The organism is Arthrobacter stackebrandtii (assembly GCF_017876675.1).
GTDB lineage: Bacteria > Actinomycetota > Actinomycetes > Actinomycetales > Micrococcaceae > Specibacter > Specibacter stackebrandtii.
In genome coordinates this window covers 1,250,095-1,269,315 of the sequence record NZ_JAGIOI010000001.1, presented here as the reverse complement: position 1 = coordinate 1,269,315, position 19,221 = coordinate 1,250,095, and the positions used below count along the sequence as shown (strand labels likewise).

General features: G+C 65.0%; 18 protein-coding genes. 13 read left to right on the top strand and 5 right to left on the bottom strand.

All coding sequences use genetic code 11. The annotated features are described in order from the left end of the window. Positions 1 to 141: 141 nt before the first annotated feature. The 6 genes from JOF48_RS05230 (at position 142) to JOF48_RS05205 (ending at position 6,459) form a co-directional block, all read left to right on the top strand. On the top strand, positions 142 to 1,446 hold the full coding sequence (locus JOF48_RS05230) for an ABC transporter substrate-binding protein (RefSeq protein WP_209678041.1): 1,305 nt from the start codon (positions 142 to 144) through the stop codon (positions 1,444 to 1,446). Between the two features lie 83 nt (positions 1,447 to 1,529). Beyond that, the gene (locus JOF48_RS05225; RefSeq protein WP_342591164.1) at positions 1,530 to 2,504 is read left to right on the top strand and encodes a carbohydrate ABC transporter permease; all 975 of its coding nucleotides are present in this window, start codon (positions 1,530 to 1,532) and stop codon (positions 2,502 to 2,504) included. After that, a complete protein-coding gene (locus JOF48_RS05220) occupies positions 2,497 to 3,336 on the top strand; it encodes a carbohydrate ABC transporter permease (RefSeq protein WP_209678037.1) in 840 nt (279 codons plus the stop codon). Before JOF48_RS05225 ends, JOF48_RS05220 begins: the two co-directional genes overlap by 8 nt. A gap of 245 nt (positions 3,337 to 3,581) precedes the next feature. After that, complete coding sequence (locus tag JOF48_RS05215) at positions 3,582 to 4,679, top strand: Gfo/Idh/MocA family protein (protein WP_209678035.1); 1,098 nt, start codon at positions 3,582 to 3,584, stop codon at positions 4,677 to 4,679. A 1-nt stretch (position 4,680) separates the two neighbouring features. Then, positions 4,681 to 5,424, top strand: a complete 744-nt coding sequence (locus JOF48_RS05210; RefSeq protein WP_209678033.1) for a ThuA domain-containing protein — start codon at positions 4,681 to 4,683, stop codon at positions 5,422 to 5,424. A 93-nt stretch (positions 5,425 to 5,517) separates the two neighbouring features. Next, positions 5,518 to 6,459 (top strand): TolB family protein, encoded by a 942-nt coding sequence (locus JOF48_RS05205; protein ID WP_245346410.1) that lies wholly within the window; start codon positions 5,518 to 5,520, stop codon positions 6,457 to 6,459. Here the strand turns inward: JOF48_RS05205 and JOF48_RS05200 are convergent. Both JOF48_RS05200 and JOF48_RS05195 read right to left on the bottom strand, forming a co-directional pair. Then, positions 6,449 to 7,540 carry a S1C family serine protease gene (locus JOF48_RS05200; protein ID WP_209678019.1) on the bottom strand — a complete coding sequence of 364 codons (1,092 nt, stop codon included), beginning with the start codon at positions 7,538 to 7,540 and terminating at the stop codon, positions 6,449 to 6,451. The genes JOF48_RS05205 and JOF48_RS05200 overlap by 11 nt on opposite strands. Before the next feature lie 92 nt (positions 7,541 to 7,632). Next, positions 7,633 to 8,349: a DsbA family oxidoreductase gene (locus JOF48_RS05195; RefSeq protein WP_209678017.1), complete on the bottom strand. Its 717-nt coding sequence runs from the start codon at positions 8,347 to 8,349 to the stop codon at positions 7,633 to 7,635. Positions 8,350 to 8,487: 138 nt separating this feature from the next. On the opposite strand from JOF48_RS05195, the gene JOF48_RS05190 reads away from it, so the two are divergent. Continuing rightward, a complete protein-coding gene (locus JOF48_RS05190) occupies positions 8,488 to 8,730 on the top strand; it encodes a DUF2630 family protein (RefSeq protein WP_209678015.1) in 243 nt (80 codons plus the stop codon). A 178-nt stretch (positions 8,731 to 8,908) separates the two neighbouring features. On the opposite strand, the gene aceB is transcribed toward JOF48_RS05190, so the two are convergent. After that, positions 8,909 to 10,558, bottom strand: coding sequence for a malate synthase A (gene aceB, locus JOF48_RS05185; RefSeq protein ID WP_209678012.1), 1,650 nt, complete (start codon positions 10,556 to 10,558; stop codon positions 8,909 to 8,911). Between the two features lie 115 nt (positions 10,559 to 10,673). Further along, on the bottom strand, positions 10,674 to 11,996 hold the full coding sequence (gene aceA, locus JOF48_RS05180; RefSeq protein ID WP_209678009.1) for an isocitrate lyase: 1,323 nt from the start codon (positions 11,994 to 11,996) through the stop codon (positions 10,674 to 10,676). Positions 11,997 to 12,144: 148 nt separating this feature from the next. Between aceA and JOF48_RS05175 the strand changes: the two genes are divergently transcribed. Continuing rightward, positions 12,145 to 13,668: a helix-turn-helix transcriptional regulator gene (locus tag JOF48_RS05175; protein ID WP_245346409.1), complete on the top strand. Its 1,524-nt coding sequence runs from the start codon at positions 12,145 to 12,147 to the stop codon at positions 13,666 to 13,668. 22 nt (positions 13,669 to 13,690) lie between these two features. Here JOF48_RS05175 and JOF48_RS19855 read toward each other — a convergent pair whose 3' ends face one another. Beyond that, a complete protein-coding gene (locus JOF48_RS19855; RefSeq protein ID WP_209678002.1) occupies positions 13,691 to 14,134 on the bottom strand; it encodes a GNAT family N-acetyltransferase in 444 nt (147 codons plus the stop codon). Positions 14,135 to 14,349: 215 nt separating this feature from the next. Between JOF48_RS19855 and JOF48_RS05165 the strand changes: the two genes are divergently transcribed. From JOF48_RS05165 to JOF48_RS05145, 5 genes are all read left to right on the top strand, one after another. Next, entirely contained in the window at positions 14,350 to 15,189 is an 840-nt protein-coding gene (locus tag JOF48_RS05165; RefSeq protein WP_209677998.1) for a DMP19 family protein, read from the top strand. An 86-nt stretch (positions 15,190 to 15,275) separates the two neighbouring features. Beyond that, a complete protein-coding gene (locus JOF48_RS05160; protein ID WP_209677996.1) occupies positions 15,276 to 15,794 on the top strand; it encodes a GIY-YIG nuclease family protein in 519 nt (172 codons plus the stop codon). 125 nt (positions 15,795 to 15,919) lie between these two features. Continuing rightward, a complete protein-coding gene (locus JOF48_RS05155; protein WP_245346408.1) occupies positions 15,920 to 16,714 on the top strand; it encodes an SDR family oxidoreductase in 795 nt (264 codons plus the stop codon). Continuing rightward, the gene (locus JOF48_RS05150) at positions 16,711 to 18,006 is read left to right on the top strand and encodes an acyl-CoA dehydrogenase family protein (protein ID WP_209677993.1); all 1,296 of its coding nucleotides are present in this window, start codon (positions 16,711 to 16,713) and stop codon (positions 18,004 to 18,006) included. Before JOF48_RS05155 ends, JOF48_RS05150 begins: the two co-directional genes overlap by 4 nt. After that, a complete protein-coding gene (locus JOF48_RS05145) occupies positions 18,006 to 19,085 on the top strand; it encodes a phosphotransferase family protein (RefSeq protein ID WP_209677991.1) in 1,080 nt (359 codons plus the stop codon). Before JOF48_RS05150 ends, JOF48_RS05145 begins: the two co-directional genes overlap by 1 nt. The last annotated feature ends 136 nt before the right edge of the window (positions 19,086 to 19,221 follow it).

Sequence of the window (19,221 nt, the reverse complement as noted above, 5' to 3'; positions counted from 1 at the left end):
TTCAAAAGTAGTTCGTACTTTTGATTGACGACCGGCATAAGTTGTTCTAGGTTTGGAATCACGCCGGGCGCAACGCACTTTCGGCGTTCGCAAACGTCCAATAATTGCGCATAGTTCCCCACAGACAAGGAAGTCATCCAAGTGAAATTACGTACTTTTGCCGCGGCTGCGGCGATCGCAGCCCTTGCCGTCACGGCCACCGGCTGCAGCGGAGGGTCAGGCGGCGGATCCACCGATGCCGGTGGCAAGACCCTGACCTACTGGGCCAGCAACCAGGGCACCAGCCTGGACAATGACAAGGAAGTCCTCACCCCGGAGCTGAAGAAGTTCGAGGAGCAGACCGGAATCAAGGTCAACCTCGAAGTCATCGGCTGGAATGACCTGCAGACCCGAATCCAGACCGCGGTCACGTCCGGACAGGCGCCCGATGTGTTGAACATCGGCAATACGTGGGCCGCTTCGCTGCAGTCCACCGGAGCCTTCATGCCCTTCGACGATGCCGCCTTCACCGCGATCGGTGGCAAGGACAAGTTCGTCAAGACCGCCATGGACACCGGCGGCATCCCCGGCGAGGATCCCACCTCGGTGCCCCTGTACGGCCTCGCGTATGGGCTGTACTACAACAAGGCCATGTTCAAGGATGCCGGCATCACCCCGCCCACCACGTGGGAGGAAATGGTGGCGGCCGCGAAGAAGCTGACCACAGGTGACGTTCACGGCTTCGCCCTGGCGGCCGGCAGCTACACCGAGAATTCGCACTTCGCCTTCATCAACGCCGCCCAGAACGGTGCCGAATTCTTCGACGCCGACGGCAAGCCCACGTTCACCTCGGACGGCATCGTGGACGGCATCTCCCGCTACCTCGACCTGATGCAGACGGACAAGGTGGTGGACCCGGCCGATGCCCAGTACGACAACGCCACCAACGCCATCAATGACTTTGCCAACGGCAAGGCGGCCATGGTCCTGAGCCAGAACAACGCCAACAGCTCCATCGCCTCGCAGGGCATGGCCGAGGATGCCTTCGGCGTCGTGGCCTTCCCCGCACCCGAAGGCGGCAAGGACATTGCCACCATGGTGGCCGGCATCAACATGTCCATCTTCAAGAACACGAAGAACAAGGACTCCGCCCTGGAATTCGTGAAGTTCATGACCAGCGAGGAAACCCAGGCCACCCTGGACAAGCCCTTCGCAGCCCTTCCCGTGCTGGCAGGCGTGACGCCGAGCTTCACCGACAACGCGGAACTGGCCAAGACCTTCTCCGACATCTACGAGAACAAGTCCAAGCCCCTTCCCCTGGTTCCCGCCGAGGACCAGTTTGAGAGCACGGTCGGCAAGGCCATGAACCAGATGTTCGCCACAGTCGCCTCCGGAGGCACCGTCAGCAAGGCCGACATCAAGGCAGCACTGACCACCGCACAGCAGGCAGTTGAAGCAGCAGGCTGATCATCCCTGGCCGGGAGGCGTCCCGCATGGGACGCCTCCCGGCCGCTTCTTCAACCCCTACACATGAAAGGTGAGTGTTTGCAGTGTCTGCTCCCACCGCCCTGAAGAAATCCGGTCCCGCAGCCGGGGCGCCCAAGAGAAGGGCTGGCAAGCCCCGCCGCGCCGGGTGGTGGCTGCCGTACGCCCTGCTGGCCCCCGCCGTCGTCTTTGAACTTGTTATTCACGTCATCCCGATGGTGACGGGCATCTGGATGAGCTTCCTCAAGCTCACCAAGATGTTCATCGCCAACTGGGGCAATGCACCATTCATCGGCCTGAAGAACTACCAGGTCGCCCTCGACTTTGACTCCGCCGTCGGGATGGGACTGCTGAAGTCCTTCGGCATCACGGTAGCCTTCACCATCCTTGTGGTGGGCCTGTCCTGGGGGCTGGGCATGGCTGCCGCCGTCGCCCTGCAAAAGGCATTCAAGGGCCGCGCCATTTTCCGCACCCTGTTCCTGATCCCCTACGCCCTTCCCATGTACGCCGGCGTCATCGCCTGGAAGTTCATGCTTCAGAAGGACAATGGTGCGCTCAACCACTTCCTGTTCGACAACCTGGGGCTCCCGGGCGACAAGCCGTTTTGGCTGATTGGCGACAACGCCTTTCTGTCCGTCGTCATTGTTGCCATCTGGCGCCTGTGGCCCTTCGCCTTCCTCATGCTGATGGCGGGCCTGCAGTCCGTCCCGAACGACGTCTACGAGGCGTCTGCCGTGGACGGTGCCAAGCCGCTGCGCCAGTGGTGGGCCATCACCTTGCCCATGCTGCGCCCCGTCAACATGGTCCTGGTCCTGGTCATGTTCCTGTGGACCTTCAACGACTTCAACACCCCTTTCGTCCTCTTCGGTGGTTCGCAGCCCCCGGCCGGCGACCTGATCTCGTTCCACATCTACAACGCCTCGTTCCTGACCTGGAACTTCGGCTCCGGCGCCGCGATGTCAGTGCTGCTCCTGCTGTTCCTGCTGGTTGTCAGCGGAATCTACCTTCTCGCCATGAACCGGAGGAAAGACAATGCATGACACAACCGGCACCAAGATTTTCCGCATCACCACCATCACGCTGCTGAGCATTTTCACGATCGTGCCCATCTACGTCATGGTCATCTCCGGCCTGAAGCCGCTTCAGGATGTTCAGGGGGCGTTCTCGTGGTGGCCTTCAACCCTGACGATCCAGCCGTACATCGACATGTGGAAGACCGTCCCGCTGGCCGACTACTTTGTGAACTCGGTAATTGTCTCCTCCGTGGCCACGGTGCTTTCGCTGATCATCGCGATCTTCGCCTCTTACGCCATCTCCCGGTACTCGTTCCGCGGGCGCACAATATTCTCCACCACGGTGCTCTCCACCCAGATGCTCCCGGGCGTGCTGTTCCTGCTGCCGCTGTTCCTGATCTTCGTGAACATCAACACGAACTTCGGCCTGCAGCTGGTGGGCACCCGCACGGGACTGATCATCACCTATCTGACGTTCTCGCTGCCGTTCTCCATCTGGATGCTCGCCGGCTATTTCAACGGCATCCCGCGTGAGCTCGACGAGGCCGCCAAGGTCGATGGCTGCGGCCCCATGCGCGCCCTGTTCAAGGTGATCCTGCCAACCGCCCGCCCGGGCCTGGTGGCCGTCGCCATCTACAGCTTCATGACCAGTTGGGGCGAGGTCCTGTTCGCCTCGGTCATGACCACTGACGCCAACCGCACACTGGCCGTGGGCCTGCAGCTGTATTCGACGCAGACCAACGTCTACTGGAACCAGATCATGGCTGCCTCCGTAGTGGTCAGCATCCCCATCGTGATCGGCTTCCTGCTGCTGCAAAAGAACTTCGTGGCAGGCCTGACAGCCGGCGCCGTGAAGTAGCAGGCGCGCCGGCCGGGCTGCGATGCGCGGGCCCGGAAATTGCGCCTGAACGGTACGACGGCGGCACCCGGGTGGGATTTCCTTCTCACCCGGGTGCCGCCGTCGTCCATCAAAAATTGGCAGGGCCGTGGCTGATTGAACGGCCACCAAAGTTCCATTAGCTTGGACAGTGTGCGCCGGCTCTCATTTGCGGGCGGTCCGCGAAAGATTCAGGCAAGTCCTACAACCCAGGAAAAGGTGCCCTTGTGAGCAATGAAATCGTGCCGGAACCGCTGAAGGTGGGTGTTGTCGGCGTCGGCTGGGCCGGGCAGCAACACCTCAAGGCGTTCCGTGCCATTGACGGCGTGGAGATTGTGGCCGTGGCGGGCATGGAGAGCGAACTGCTGGAATCGCTCCGGGTCGAGTACGGCATTCCGCACGGCTTCGCCCGGTGGGAGGACCTGCTGGAACTGGAAGGCCTGGATGCCATCAGCGTCGCCGTGCCCACGTTCCTGCACGCACCCATTGCCGTGGGAGCCCTGGAACGTGGACTGCACGTGCTCAGTGAAAAGCCGCTTGCCCGCAACGGCGAGGAGGGCGCGGCCATGGTCGCTGCCGCCCGCGGGGCCGGGCGCGTGCTGGACGTGGTGTTCAACCACCGGCGGCGCGGGGACATCAGGAAGCTCAAGTCCATCATTGACGACGGCGGCTTGGGCCGCCCCTACTACGCCAAGGCCTCGTGGCTGCGGCGCAGCGGCATCCCCACGCTGGGCAGCTGGTTCACCAGCCCTGAGCTGGCCGGCGGCGGGCCCATGGCCGACATCGGGGTGCACGTGATCGACTACTCCCTGCACCTGCTCGGCGAACCAAAAGTGATTTCGGTGTCGGCGTCCACCTATGCCGAACTGGGGCCGAGGGGCAGGGGCGGCAGTGAGGGATTTACCGCTGCGGCGTCGGGCCTTGCCTTTGAGGTGGAGGACCTGGCCTCCGCATTCATCCGGCTCGAGGGCGGGGTGACGCTGGTGGTGGAGGCCGGTTGGGCCGGCTACCGGGACCCGGCCGACCTCATGGACTTCAGTGTTTTCGGCACGGAAGGCGGGGCCGAGCTGCGGGTCGTCGATTCACCCGACGCCGCGGCATCGAGCCTTCGCATTTTTGCCGACAAGGACGGCGCCAACACCGACTATATGGCGGAGCCGTTGGAGGACGGGGAACACCAAGCCGTGGTGGACGACTTTGTCGCGGCCATCCGCGCGGGTGCGGACGAATGGGGCAGCCATGACGGATCAGTGGCGCTCACCCGGGCCCTGATCATCGACGCCTGCTACCAGTCAGCCCGTGAACAACGAGAAGTGAGGCTCTAGATTGACCCAAAAACTCAACATCCTGGTGTGGAACGAAGGCGTCCACGAACGCAACAACGACCCAGCCACCATGGCGGACATGTACCCGGACGGGATGCACGGAGCCATCGCAGACGCGCTGCAGCGTTATTACCCGGATGCCGCCATCACCACCGCCACACTGGCATCCCCGGGATTTGGCCTGGACGAGGAAACCTTGGCCTCCACCGACGTGCTGCTGTGGTGGGGGCACATGGCCCACGACGACGTGCCCGATGAGGTGGTGGAACGGGTCCAGCGCCATGTGTTGGGCGGGATGGGGCTGGTGGCCCTCCACTCGGCACACTTCGCCAAGATCTTCACGAAACTGCTGGGCACAACCTGTTCCCTGAAATGGCGGAACGAGGGCGAGCGCGAACTGGTGTGGACGGTCAAGCCGTCGCACCCCATCGCCGCCGGGGTGGAGAGCCCCATCGTCATCCCGGAGCAGGAGATGTACGGCGAGCTGTTCGACATCCCGGATCCGGACGACCTGATCTTCATCAGTTCCTTCACCGGCGGCGAGGTGTTCCGCTCCGGCGTCACGTTCTCCCGCGGCAAGGGGCGGATCTTCTACTTCAGCCCCGGCGACCAGGAGTACCCTGTTTACCACCATCCTCAGGTGCAGAGGGTCCTCGCCAACGGCGTCGGCTGGGTGGCCCAGCCGCAACAGCACCGCCAGCAGCCGGCAGTGACCAATCCGGCCAGGGAATCCTTCCTCGCCTGACTCACCGGTGACGTGGCAAGCTGGCGATCGTAGGGCAAATTTCCCCGACACTCGCCGCCTTGCCACGTCCTCGCGAAAATGGAGGGCAAAAGGATGCATCCGAAACAACGTGCTGAACTACAGCTGCTCGATGTGGCGACCGGTGCGCCCACAGTTCGATACACATCGAGAACACTGCACTTCGAGGCGCCGAACTGGAGCCCCGACGGCGGGAACCTGATCATCAACGGCGGCGGCAAGCTATTCCGGCTGCCCGTCCACGCGGATGGGCACCGTGGTGCGGATTCGGCGGACAACGGCGCAGGACTGGAAGAGATAGATCTGGGAGGCATTGCCGGGATCAACAACGACCACGTCATCAGCCCGGACGGCGGCACGGCCTACGTCTCCAGCGACGACGGCCACATCTACGCCGTGGATCTTGCTGGAGTGGACGCGGCAACCCAACGGGCAACGGCCGGCCAGGCACCCCGCCGGGTCACGAACGACAACGGCCCGAACTTCAGGCACTACCTGCACGGGGTCTCCCCGGACGGCACCACGCTGGCCTACATCGGCCTCGAGGTGAACGGTGGACAAGTGTGCACCAACGTCTACACCATCCCGGCCGTCGGCGGCCCGGACCGGCAGCTGACAAATGACAGGTTTCCCGACGACGGCGCCGAGTTCTCACCGGACGGGCAGTGGATTTACTTCAACTCGGAACGCGGTTCATCGAAACCCGGGCACGCCCAGTTGTTCCGCATGCCCGCCGGGGGCGGCGAACCCGAGCAGCTGACCTTTGACGAACGCGTCAACTGGTTCCCGCACCCCTCGCCCGACGGCACCCGAATCGCCTATGTCAGCTTCCCACCGGGGACGCTGGGGCACCCGGCCGACGTGCCAGTCGTCGTTCGCCTTTTGGAGGCAGACGGCAGCATCCGCGACCTCGCCCGCGTCTTTGGCGGGCAGGGCACCATGAATGTTCCGAGCTGGTCGCCAGACGGCCGCAGGATTGCGATGGTCGCCTACCCGATGGAGAAGGCTACGGAATGATCCCCAGCGTGAGGTTAGTGGTGGCCGTCTTGCCACCGCGCACGTAGGTCACTTTAAGGGTGTCCCCGGCCTTTTTGGCCAGCGTGACTTCCGTCAGGACGGCGATGCTGGTGGCCGGCCGGCCATCCAGGAGGGTGACGATGTCGCTGCGCCGCAGCCCGGCCTTGTCGGCGGGGCCACCTGGCGCCACCGACTGCAGATATAGGCCGTCCTCCACGCCAAAGTGCGCTGCCGCCTCGGGCGGCAGCGGGACGGCGCTCACGCCGAAGTAGGGATAGGCCACCTTGCCTGTCTCAATGAGCTGGTCCGTGATCCGGGCCGCCAGGTCCACGGGGATGGCGAAGCCGATCCCCACACTGCCGGTGGAGACGTCGGCCTCGTTGGGAATGGTGGCAATGGCGCTGTTGATGCCAATCAGTTTCCCGCCGCAGTCAACCAGCGCGCCGCCGGAGTTTCCGGGATTGATGGAGGCGTCGGTCTGGATGGCACCAACAAGGACAGCAGTGGAGTCGTCGTCGCTGGGCACGGGCACGTTGCGGCCCAGTGCGCTGACGATGCCGGAGGTCACCGTGCTGGAGAGTCCCAGGGGAGCGCCGAGCGCCACAACAGGCTGGCCCACCAGAACCGCCGCAGACTTGCCCAGCTCAACAGTGGGCAGGCCCTTGCTGGACTTGACCTTCAGGACAGCAAGGTCCGACTTGGGGTCACGGCCCACCAGCTCCGCCTGCGCGGAGTTGCCGTCGCTGAACAGCACCTCGATCTTGCCGCCGGAGGCCGCCGGGGAGATGACATGGTTGTTGGTCATGATGTAGCCCTCGCGGCGCACAATCACACCACTTCCGACGCCGGACGCGTCACCGTTGCTGACGGAGACAGTGACGACGCCGGGCAGCACGCCCTGGGCCACATCGGTGGCGTCGCAGCTGCCGGACAATGCGGCGGACGTGGCCGCGGGGCGCGTCAGCAGGCTGCCGATCCAGCCGCCCAACAGCCCGGCGACGAGGGCCAGGGCCACGGCGGCGGCAATCCAGGTGGACAACGGGAGCCGCCTGAACCAGGCGGTATCTTGCTGAGCAGTCATGTGGGACCCCAATCAAGGACGGCCGCGAACGCGGCGTCAAGGCCCATGCTACGGCATGCTTTGTGGCGGCCGGCCGTGCCGGGGGAAAATCTCTAGATGGCGCAGCCGTCCGGGCCGCACACCTCGGCGTCGGAGGAGCCGTCCGTGGATCCGGCGGCAACCATCGTCAGCGGGTTGGCTTCCTGCCAGGCCTGTTCGAGGGCCTGGCTGAACACCTCGGCCGGTTGTGCGCCTGAGATGCCGTACTTGCGGTCCAGGACAAAGAACGGCACTCCGGTGACGCCGATGGCGCGGGCCTCGGCAAAGTCGTGGCGGACGTCGTCGGCGTACTTGTCGGTGTCCAGCGCCTCGTTGATCTCGGCAGCAGACAATCCTGCCCCGGTGCCGAGCTCCACGAGTGCCTCGCGCGAGCCGATGTCCATGCCGTGCTCAAAGTGGCCCGACAGCAGCGCTTCCTTCACGGCGTCACCCTTGCCATGAGCCGCGGCCAGGTGCAGCAGCTGGTGTGCGTTGAAGCTGTTGGCGACCACCACGTCGTCGAACTTGTAGTTCAGGCCCTCACCCGCAGCCTGCGCGGTCACATGCTCAAACATGCCGGCAACCTGGGCCGGGTCCATGCCCTTGCGCTCGGAAAGGTAGCTCAGCTCGGTGCCGTCGTAGTGCTCGGGGATGGTGGGGTCCAGCTGGTAGCTGCGCCACTGCACCTCCACGGAATCCTTGTGGGCGAAGCTGTCCAGGGCAGTTTCAAAACGGCGCTTGCCAATGTAGCACCAGGGGCAGGCCACATCGGACCAAATTTCAATCTTCATACTTTCGCCAACGGGGTGGGCGCGCCGGTTATTCCACGGTGCTGGCCTCGGGCGCATCCCTCGCCGATGGGCCAAAACAGCACTAACGTGGGACTGGACAGTGAAAATGCGGCCGGACAGCAGCTGAGGAGATGCGGCATGGACAACAACCAGGTGCACCACAAAATCGAGGAACTGGTCAAGGCTGAGCAGGAATTGCGCGATTCCGCCCCGGACCAGGCGAAGCTGCCCGAGCGCGCCGCACAGCTGAAAGCCATTGAGGTCCAGCTGGACCAGTGCTGGGACCTGCTGCGCCAGCGGCAGGCGAAGCTCCATGCTGGACTAAGCCCCGACGAGGCGCAGGTGCGCCCGGTCGACGAGGTCGAGGGCTACCGGCAGTAGCCGGCACAGCAGCCGGCCCCTGCCAGGGGTGGCCGGCTCGCACAAAGTTCGACGGCGGTTGACGGGTTCCGTGTGAAACCCGCCAACCGCCGTCGTACTGTGGGTGAAACTAAGGCTGCCTCACCGGAACCCGGATCTCGGGCCTGCAGTGGCGTCGCATCCGGTGCGGCAACCAAACTTAAGCCGCCGCGAGCTGCCGTTCGGTCTGCTCGGCGTGCAGGTAGTTCGCGTAGGCCGAGGTGGTCAGGAAGGCGGGGAAGGTCTCGCCCATGGCCACGTCGGTGAAGATCTCCAGGGCGTCGTCGAATCGGTCGCCCTCGAAGCGGGGGAGCTTGATGAATTCCTCCTCGAGCATTTCGCGGACCCAGTCGTAGGTGATGAGTTCGCCGGTGTCCGTGATGGCCTGGCTGTGGATCCACTGCCAGATTTGCGAGCGGGAGATTTCCGCGGTGGCGGCGTCCTCCATGAGGTTGTTCAGGGCGACGGCGCCGTGGCCGCGCAGCCAGGATTCGATGTACTGGATGCCCACCCAGATGTTGTCGCGGATGCCTTGTTCGGTTATTTTCCCTTCCGTGCCGGCGATGTTCAACAGGGCACGGTCATCGAGCTCGACCTCTTCGCGGGTGCGGCTGATCTGGTTGGGGTTCCAGCCCAGGACCTCGTCGAAGACCTCCATGGCAACGGGGACCAAGTCCGGGTGTGCCACCCAGGAACCGTCGAAGCCGTCGTTGGCCTCGCGGGTCTTGTCGGCACGGACCTTGGCCATCGCGTTGGCGTTGGCTTCGGGGTCGCGGCGGTTGGGCACGAAGGCGGCCATGCCGCCGATCGCCATGGCGCCGCGGGTGTGGCAGGCCCGGACCAGCTGTTCGGTGTAGGCGCGCATGAACGGTGCCGTCATGGTGATCTGGTTGCGGTCCGGGAGCACGAAGCGGGGGCCGCGGGTGCGGAAGTTCTTGATGACTGAGAACAGGTAGTCCCAGCGCCCGGCGTTCAGGCCGGCGGCGTGGTCGCGCAGTTCGTAGAGGATTTCCTCCATTTCGAAGGCGGCCGTGATGGTCTCGATGAGGACAGTTGCGCGGATGGTGCCCTGCGGAATGCCGAGCAGGTCCTGTGCCTGGATGAAGATGTCGTTCCAGAGGCGAGCCTCGAGATGGTTTTCGATCTTCGGCAGGTAGAAGTACGGGCCCTTGCCCTGGGCGATGAGGCGGCGGGCGTTGTGGAAGAAGTACAGGCCGAAGTCAACAACTCCGCCGGCCATGGGCTTGCCGTTGATCAGCAGGTGCTTCTCCGGCAGGTGCCAACCGCGGGGACGGACCACGATGGTGGGCAGTTCCTCCGCCGGGGCCAGCTTGTACTCCTTGCCCTCGGGGCTGGTGAAGTCGATGCGGCGTTCGAGTGCGTCGATCAAGTTGAGCTGTCCGCGGATGACATTGCCCCAGGTGGGTGTGGAGGAGTCTTCCATGTCGGCGAGCCAGACCTTGGCGCCGGAGTTCAGGGCGTTGATGGTCATCTTGCGGTCAACGGGGCCGGTGATTTCCACGCGGCGGTCCTCCAGCCCGGGGGCCGGGGGAGCGACACGCCAGCGGTGGTCCTCCCGGATGGCCTGGGTTTCGCGCAGGTAGCGGGGGTCGGTGCCGCCGAGGATCTGGGAGCGGCGGGTGCTGCGGGCTTCGAGCAGTTCCTGCCGGCGCGCGGTGGTGGTGCGGTTGAGGGCGGCGATGAAGTCCAGGGCCTCGGGGGTGAGGATTTCTTCCTGGCGGTGGATGGGCGGTGCCGTCATGGTGATGCCGTTGAACGTGATTCCGTTCAGGCTGTTGGTCGAGTTCATGGGAGTTCTCCAAGTCTGGATTCATCTATGACGCAGTTGTTGTACCAATTTCAACCAATTTGGCCTGTTTCGGTGCAACAACTGCGTCATGGATGTGAAGGGGAAGGAAGGAGGGTTAGTGGAACTGCTGGGCTTCGGTGGAGCCGGCCAGTGCGAGGGTGCCGCTGTTTGGGTTCAGGGCGGTCGCCACCAGGTCGAAGTAGCCTGTGCCTACTTCGCGCTGGTGCTTGGTTGCGGTGTAGCCGCGGTCTTCAGCGTCAAATTCACGCTCTTGCAGTTCGACGTAGGAACTCATGCCGTTGCGGGCGTAACCATGGGCAAGATCAAACATCGAGTAGTTCAGGGAGTGGAAGCCGGCCAGCGTGATGAACTGGAAGGTGTATCCCATGGCGCCGAGCTCTCGTTGGAACTTGGCGATCGTTGCGTCGTCCAGGTGCTTTTTCCAGTTGAACGACGGTGAGCAGTTGTAGGCGAGCATCTGGTCGGGGAACTCGGACTTCACGCCCTCGGCAAACTTCTTGGCGTGCTCGAGGTCGGGGGTTCCGGTCTCCATCCAGATGAGGTCGGAGTGGGGGGCGTAGGCGCGGGCCCTGGCGATGGACGGCTCGATCCCGTTCTTCACGTGGTAGAAACCTTCGGCGGTGCGCTCGCCGGTGAGGAACGGCTGGTCGCGCTCGTCAACATCGGAGGTGATCAGCGTTGCAGCCTCGGCATCGGTGCGGGCGATGATCACCGAGGGGACGCCGGCGACGTCGGCCGCGAGCCTTGCGGCGTTCAGCGTGCGGACATGCTGGGCCGTGGGGATGAGGACCTTGCCGCCCAGGTGCCCGCACTTCTTTTCGCTGGCGAGCTGGTCTTCCCAGTGCACGCCGGCGGCGCCGGAGGTGATCATGGACTTCATGAGCTCGTAGGCGTTGAGCGGGCCGCCAAAGCCGGCCTCGGCGTCGGCCACGATCGGGACGAGCCAGTCCTCGACGGTTTGCAGGCCCTCGGAGAATTCAATCTGGTCTGCCCGCAGGAGGGCGTTGTTGATGCGGCGGACAACCTTGGGCACCGAATCCACGGGGTAGAGGGACTGGTCAGGGTAGGTGTTGCCGTTGGAATTGGCATCGGCGGCGACCTGCCAGCCGGAGAGGTAGATGGCCTTCAGCCCGGCCTTGACCTGCTGGACGGCCTGGTTGCCGGTGAGTGCACCCAGGGCGTTGGTGTAGCCGCCGGGAGCCGCATTGCGCAGCTGGTTCCAGAGTTTCTCGGAACCGCGGCGGGCCAGGGTGTGTTCCTCGTTGACGCGGCCGCGGAGCCGGATGACATCATCTGCGCTGAAGGAGCGATCCACGCCGTTCCAGCGGGAGTCTGCGGCCCACTCGAGTTCGAGGGCGGCCACAGCTTCGGTGCGAATCTGTTCCGGCGTCTTTGCGGGTTCGAATGCTGCAGTCATGATGGAGCTCCTTGTGTTTGTCCCCACCGCCATTGGTGGGGGTATCCGGACTGATCGGGGACCGAGTCTGTCCGGAAGGGGTTCTTCTTTGTGATTTCTACTATTCAGGGCTTTTCAAGGGGTTTCTAGGGGGCAATGGTGGAAAGAATTGTATTTCTTCGCGTATCCTCAAGAAATGACTAATGTGGGCTGGAACACAGGCGATGTGCAGGGCAAGCGCGGCAAGGAAGCTGCCGGTTCCGGGGAGCTGGACATCATTTCACTTGGGAGGAGGGTGCGGCACCTGCGCAAAAATCTGGGCATGACCCTGGATGATTTGAGCGCCAAGGTGGGTGCTGCGCCGTCGCAACTTTCCTTGATTGAAAATGGGAAACGGGAGCCCAAGCTGGGGCTGCTCCAGGCACTGTCCGGTGCACTCGGCGTCGGGCTTGACCAGATGCTGGGAAACGAGCCTCCCAGCAGGCGCGCGGCGCTGGAGATTGAGCTGGAAAGGGCGCAGCGCGGGCCGCTCTACCAGTCTCTGGGACTGCCCACAGTCCGCGTGAACTCGCGGCTTTCCACGGAAGTGCTTGAGTCATTGGTGGGGCTGCAGCACGAGCTGGAGCGGCGGCTGGATGAGCAGTCGGCCACGCCGGAGGAGGCGCGGCGGGCCAACAATGAAATCCGCATGGAAATGCGCGGGCGCAACAACTACTACCCGGAGATTGAACGCCAGGCGCAGGAGCTGCTGAAGGCGGTGGGGCATGACCACGGGCCGCTGTCCCACCACGTAGCCGCCGACGTTGCCGAGCACCTTGGTTTTGACCTGCATTACGTGGGGGATTTGCCGCATTCGACCCGGTCTGTGACGGATTTGAAGAACCGCCGAATTTACCTCACGCACGGGCAGCGCTCCGACCATGATCCGCGGTCGGTGCTCCTGCAGGCGCTCGGGCACTACGTCCTGGGGCACCAGACGCCGCGCAACTACGCCGACTTCCTGCGCCAGCGCGTGTACACCAACTACTTTGCTGCGTCGCTGCTCATGCCCGAACGGGCCACGGTGGACTTCCTCAAGGAGGCCAAGGCGGCAAAGGAGCTGGCCATTGAGGACATCCGCGACGCCTTCGCCGTCTCCTATGAAACGGCCGCCCACCGCTTCACGAACCTGGCCACGGAGCACCTGGGCATCACCACGCACTTTCAGAAGGTGCACGAATCCGGGATCATCCACAAGGCCTACGAGAACGACGGAGTGAACTTCCCCGCCGACCATACCGGTGCCATCGAGGGCCAGGCCGTGTGCCGGTTCTGGACCTCACGCGCCGTCTTTGAGGTGCCGGACAAGTTCCGCGCCTTCAACCAATACACCGACACGGCCGTGGGAACATACTGGTGCACGGCCAGAACGGAGCGCCACTCATCGGGCGAATACTCGTTGAGCATCGGGGTGCCGTACGCGCACGTGAAGTGGTTCCGCGGCCGGGAAACCACCGAGCGCTCGCAGTCGCGGTGCCCGGACCCGGACTGCTGCCGCCGGCCGCCGTCGGAGCTTTCGGCCCAGTGGGCAGGCAATGCGTGGCCGTCCACGCGCGCCAACTCCCACCTGCTGGCCGCCATGCCGCAGGGCGCCTTCCCCGGGGTTGATGAGACGGAGGTGTACAAGTTCCTGGCGGCCCATGAAGGGCGTTAGTTCTGGCGGCGTTCCACGGCAGCTAAATCACGGCAAGGGATAGGGAAAAAGTCAGCATGGGCCGGCCGCCCAACGGATGTTTTTGCCCTACTCCTTCCTGCTTCAGTCCAGCTGATTCGTAGAGGCCGATCGCCTTGGAGTTGCCGTCGCGAACCTGAAGTTCGAAGCGGTGGAAGCCGGCCCTTCCGGCGTGGCTGATGGCATCGGTCAAGAGAGCACGGCCCCCGCCACGGATGGACGTGTGCGGAGAGATGGCAAGCATCTCCAAACGGGCCACGCCCCAATCCGGGTTGGTGGTCAGGGCAAACCCATCCACTCCACGGCCCAGCACAGCGAATCGGACGATCTGTTCGTTGAATTTCTCGCGGGCACGCGCTCCGACGGACTCGGAATCCACCTCGCCGTCCCTCGCGGCCAAAGCGTCAAGCCAGAGCTTGACGCTGGATACTTCGTCTTTGCCGGACACCCCAGCCCTTATTTCCATCCCTCAACACTACTCGCGTGCAACCGGGTGGAGATCAGCGTGCTGCGGCAATCGATGCACGGGCAGGGCCGTTGAGTTAGCAGGAAACGTTCCCCGGTTCTTCGCCGGACGTTCACCCGAACATGTGTCGTGCGTCCCAATCGGCCGCATAGCGTGAAGGCGTCAGCACCAATGGCCCCGAACGCTAAGGAACCTCCATGACCACGCACCACATTCCCGTCGTCCTGACCGCTGCGGGCGCTGCCGGCAACAACGAGGACGTTGTCGGCGACAACGTCTCCGTCGTCAATGAAATGTACCGTTCCCTGCTGAACGCCGATGAAATCGCGCCCAACGCCCTGCGCAGCTACTTCGTGGACTTTTACCTGACCCAGGCGCTCGACGGCGGTTTCGCCCAGTATGTTTTCATGACCCCCGACCGCGAGGAACTGGACACGTACATCCGCGAGGGGCTCGAGGCCATGGGCGCCACAGCCCACCTTGAATTGTTCAACCGGACCGCCGCACTGTACGAGCTGCTCACCGAAACGGAACTGCAGGACTACCTCGACGAGGGTACGGACATGGAAGGAAACCGTGCCGACGGCGCCGTCGCCATGGATGCCCTCGACGCCGAGTTCGAGGACCTGTTCGAGGCCGAGGACGTCACCGGCCTCAACGCCGCCTGGCTGCGCAGCCAGCTCGGGATGCTCGTGTTGGAAGAAGCTGAACTTGCCGCGCACATCGCTGACCGTGTGGCACTGATCGAGGACCTCGAGGAGCGCCGGGCCGAGGCGGAGTTGGAGGACGCCCCGGAGTTCGAGCTGATCATCCGCGAGCTCTGCGATGTCTCCGGCCACGAGCTCGTGAAGATCACCATGGGCGACCCCAACCACGAGCACAACGGCGAGACTGTCCTGGCCTGGCACTTCACCACCGACCAGGGCGCATTCATCATGATCGACGGTGACGAGGAGGCGGTCATGATCGACCCCCTGACACATGACGTGCTTGCCAGCGTGGAGTTTGAGCTTGAAGAGGACTTCGCCGAGGCCTAAAGCCGGCTGGAGCCAGACGCAGCCTGCCGCACGGTTGCGGCGAACCGGAAGGACGGTTCGCCGCAACCGTGCCGTAAGGTCAACGCATGGAAGCACTCAAATGGACAAAGACCGCACCTGCCAAGACCGCGTGGCAGCAGATGCCCCTTGGTCCCGGCATCTACAAGTACTACCTGACCGGAGGCCTGCCCAAAAACGTTGAATGGCCTGCCGAGTTGCAGCCCCTGAAACGCGGAGGCCTGATCTACGTGGGGCGGGCGACGAACCTGCGCAGCCGGGCACGGCACCATGACACACAGACGTCAAAGTCCACTTTTCGCCGTTCGCTGGCGGCCGTCCTGGGGCTCCAGGCCCAGTGGCACGGCAGGTCCGCGCATCCGCGGCTGACCGACACCGACGAGGAGCTTCTGAGCGTCTGGATGGCCAGCAACCTTGGCACGTCGTTTTGCGTGTTTCAGGATACGGACAGCATGGCCGGCATTGAAGACGCCATGCGCGCCGAACTCCGCCCACCCTTCAACCGCGACGGGCTGACACCCGAGCAGTTGCACGTCTCAACCGTCACCACGGTGGCAAACCGAAACGCCCTTCGCGACAAGGGCTGAGGCCCCAGCCGGGCGCGCGGACCCGTGGCGTCCGGGCCGCGATCCCTTGACCGCTGCCGAAAACCGCAGCATGCTGGCATTGGTTACTGCCAGGTAATCGCGAGGCTCAACGATTGAGGACCGCCATGCCCCAAGACAGCATGCCTGCAACGACGCGCCCGGGCCGGAGGTTCACCGGCAAGAACGCCATTGTCACCGGTGCCAGCCGGGGGATCGGGCTGGCGGTCGCGCAACGCCTGGCGGCCGAGGGGGCCCGCGTCCTCATCACCGCACGCCGCCAGGAACCCCTCGATGCGGCCCTGTCCACCCTCGGCGGCAGTGCACTTGCCGTTGCCGGGCACGCGGACGACCCCGCCCACCGCGCGGAGGTGCTGGCCGCCGTCGAACATCATTTTGGCGGGCTGGACATCCTGGTCAACAACGCCGGCATCAACCCGGTCTACGGGCCGCTGGAAACAGCAGACCTGGACGCGGCGCGCAAGATCTTTGAGGTCAACGTGATCGGCACGCTCGCCTGGACCCAGGCCGTGCTGGCGCATCCCGGGCTGCGGTTCCGGGCGCGGCACGGGAATGTGGTGAACGTGGGCTCCATCAGCGGCGACGTCCCCGCACCCGGCCTGGGACTTTACGGGGTCAGCAAGGCCGCCGTCGCGCACCTGACGCGCACGCTGTCCATGGAGCTGGCGCCGGAAGTCCGGGTGAACGCCGTGGCGCCGGCGGTGGTCAAGACCCGTTTTGCCGCTGCCCTCTATGAGGGGCGTGAGGCGGAGGTGGCCGCGGCCTATCCGCTGGGGCGGCTGGGGGAGCCCGACGACGTTGCCTCCGCGGTTGCCTTCCTCGCCTCCGCCGACGCCTCCTGGGTGACGGGGCAGGTGCTCACGCTCGACGGCGGCCTGCGCAACGCGGGAGGCCTGGGATGAACAGCGTTCCTCCGGCCGGCCTCCACCCGTCGTCCGTTGAAGAACTGCGGGTGCGCACGCGGGCCTTCATCCGCGAGATAGTGGTCCCGGCCGAACCGCGGCCTGGCCAGGCACTGAACCTGGCCGTCCGGCGCGAGCTGCAGGCTGCCGCGCGAGACGCCGGCGTGTTCGCCCCGCACGTGCCCGAGGAATTTGGCGGGCAGGGGCTGGCCTTGGAGCACTGGTCGACTGTGTTCCAGGAGGCCGGCTATTCGCCGATCGGCCCGGCAGTGCTGAACTGCATGGCACCGGACGAGGGCAACATGCACATGCTGAACCTGATCGGCACCGACGCGCAGAAGCGGGACTTTCTGGGGCCCCTTGCCGCCGGCGAGATCAGCTCGTGCTTTGCCATGAGCGAGCCGCACCCCGGCGCCGGATCCGACCCCGACGCGCTGGCCACCACCGCCGTCCGTGACGGCAGCGGCTGGCTGATCACCGGGCACAAACGCTTCACCAGCGGCGCCACCTTCGCCTCCTTTGCCATCGTCATGGCGCGCACAGGGGCGGACGGGGCCGGCACGGAAGGCGCGCCGGACCCGGCGGCTGCGGGCACGGCAGCGTCAGCCCCCGCCGGAGCCACCATGTTCCTGGTGCCCATGGCCACACCCGGGGTGCGGATCGGGAACCCCATCCACACGGTGGACAGCTATCTACCCGGCGGGCACCCCAACGTGCATTTCGACGGCGTCCGCGTCCCCGGCTCCGCTGTCCTGGGCGAGGCCGGCCTCGGCTTCAAGTACGCCCAGGTGCGGCTGGGCCCGGCCCGGCTGACCCACTGCATGCGCTGGCTGGGACTGGCCCGCCGCGCCATGGACATCATGCTGGACCGCGCCAACACCCGGGAAATTTTCGGTGCACACCTCTCACAGCTGGGCATAGCCCAGGACTTGATCGCCCAGTCCGTCATCGACATCGAAACCTCAGACGCCATCATCGCCAAGTGTGCGGCACTGCTCGCCGTCGATGCAAAGGCCGGGTCCGCACTGTCGTCCGTGGCCAAGGTGCACGTCTCCGAAGCCGTGTACCGCGTCATCGACAGGGCCGTGCAGCTCTGCGGCGGCGACGGCGTCTCCGACGGCCTTCCCCTGGCCCAATATCTGAACGAGGTCCGCCCGTTCCGCATCTACGACGGCTCCACCGAGACCCACAAATGGGCCATCGCCCGCCGTGCGGCATCGGAACGCCGCCGCGCAGTTGCAGCAGGGGAACCATTCCAGGGCACAGCCAGAATTTACGAAGGGGAACGCTGATGGGCGCCGGCCAGGACATCGTGCAGACCACCGGGGAAGCGGCCCGGCAGGACGCACCGCCGCTGTTGGTGCTCGAGCGCGTGGCGGAATTCCTGGACGCGGCCGGCATCGGCTCCGGCCCTGTGCACGCCCGGCGCATCGGCGGGGGACAGTCCAACGTGACGTTCCGGATCAAACGGAAGGGGTCCGACGTCGTGCTTCGCAGGGGTCCGCGGCCGCCTCTGCCGCCGTCCACGCACGACATGGTCCGGGAGGCGCACATCCAGTCGCTGCTGGCGCCGCTGGGCATTCCGGTGCCGAAAATTCTGGCCGTGTGCGCTGACGAGCACGTGCTGGGCGTGCCGTTCTATGTGATGAGCCACGTGGAGGGAGACGTCATCACGGATGAAATTCCGGCGCACCTGGACGCGCCCGCCCAGCGCCGCGCCACGAGCGAAGCCGCCGTCGACATGTTGGTGCGGCTGCACTCGGTGGATGCCGGCAGCGGCGGCATTGCCGGAATCGGGCGCCCGGACGGGTACCTGAAACGGCAGGTCTCGCGGTTTGCGGCGCTGTGGGACATGGGCGCCACCCGGGATTTGCCGCAGGTGGCGGAGCTGACAGGGTGGCTGGAGTTGAACCGGCCGGACACGCAGCGCAACGCCGTCATCCACGGCGACTACCGGCTCGGGAACCTGATGTTCGCGCGGCAGGGCCCCGCGCATGTGAAGAGCGTGCTCGACTGGGAGATGGCCACATTGGGAGACCCGCTGGCAGATTTTGGCTACCTGACGGCCACGTACGCCCAGGCCGGCGCGCCCTCCACCCTGCTGGAACTCACGCCCGTGACGGCGCAGCCCGGCTACCTGGACCGCGGCGAACTGGCGCAGCGCTACAACGCGCACTTTGGCCTGGACCTGTCCGCGCTGCCCTGGTACCAGGCGCTCGCGCTGTGGAAGGCCGCCGTTTTCAGCGAGGCCATCTACACCCGCTGGCAGAACGGGGAACGTGCCGACGGCGGGGACTTCGGGGCCGCGCTGGAAACAGGAGTGCCGCGGCTGCTGGAAATCGCCGCCGCCCACGCCGCCCGGCTGCCGTAACTCCTGTGTCCCGTTGCGGTGTCCCGGACAATGATGCACGACGCCGGCCTGCCGCCCCGGGTGTCCCGCCGCACCCCTTGATTGGGGTGCCCGGGTGGCACATGATGAAGGTGCAGCGCCCCCTTGGCGCGGGCGG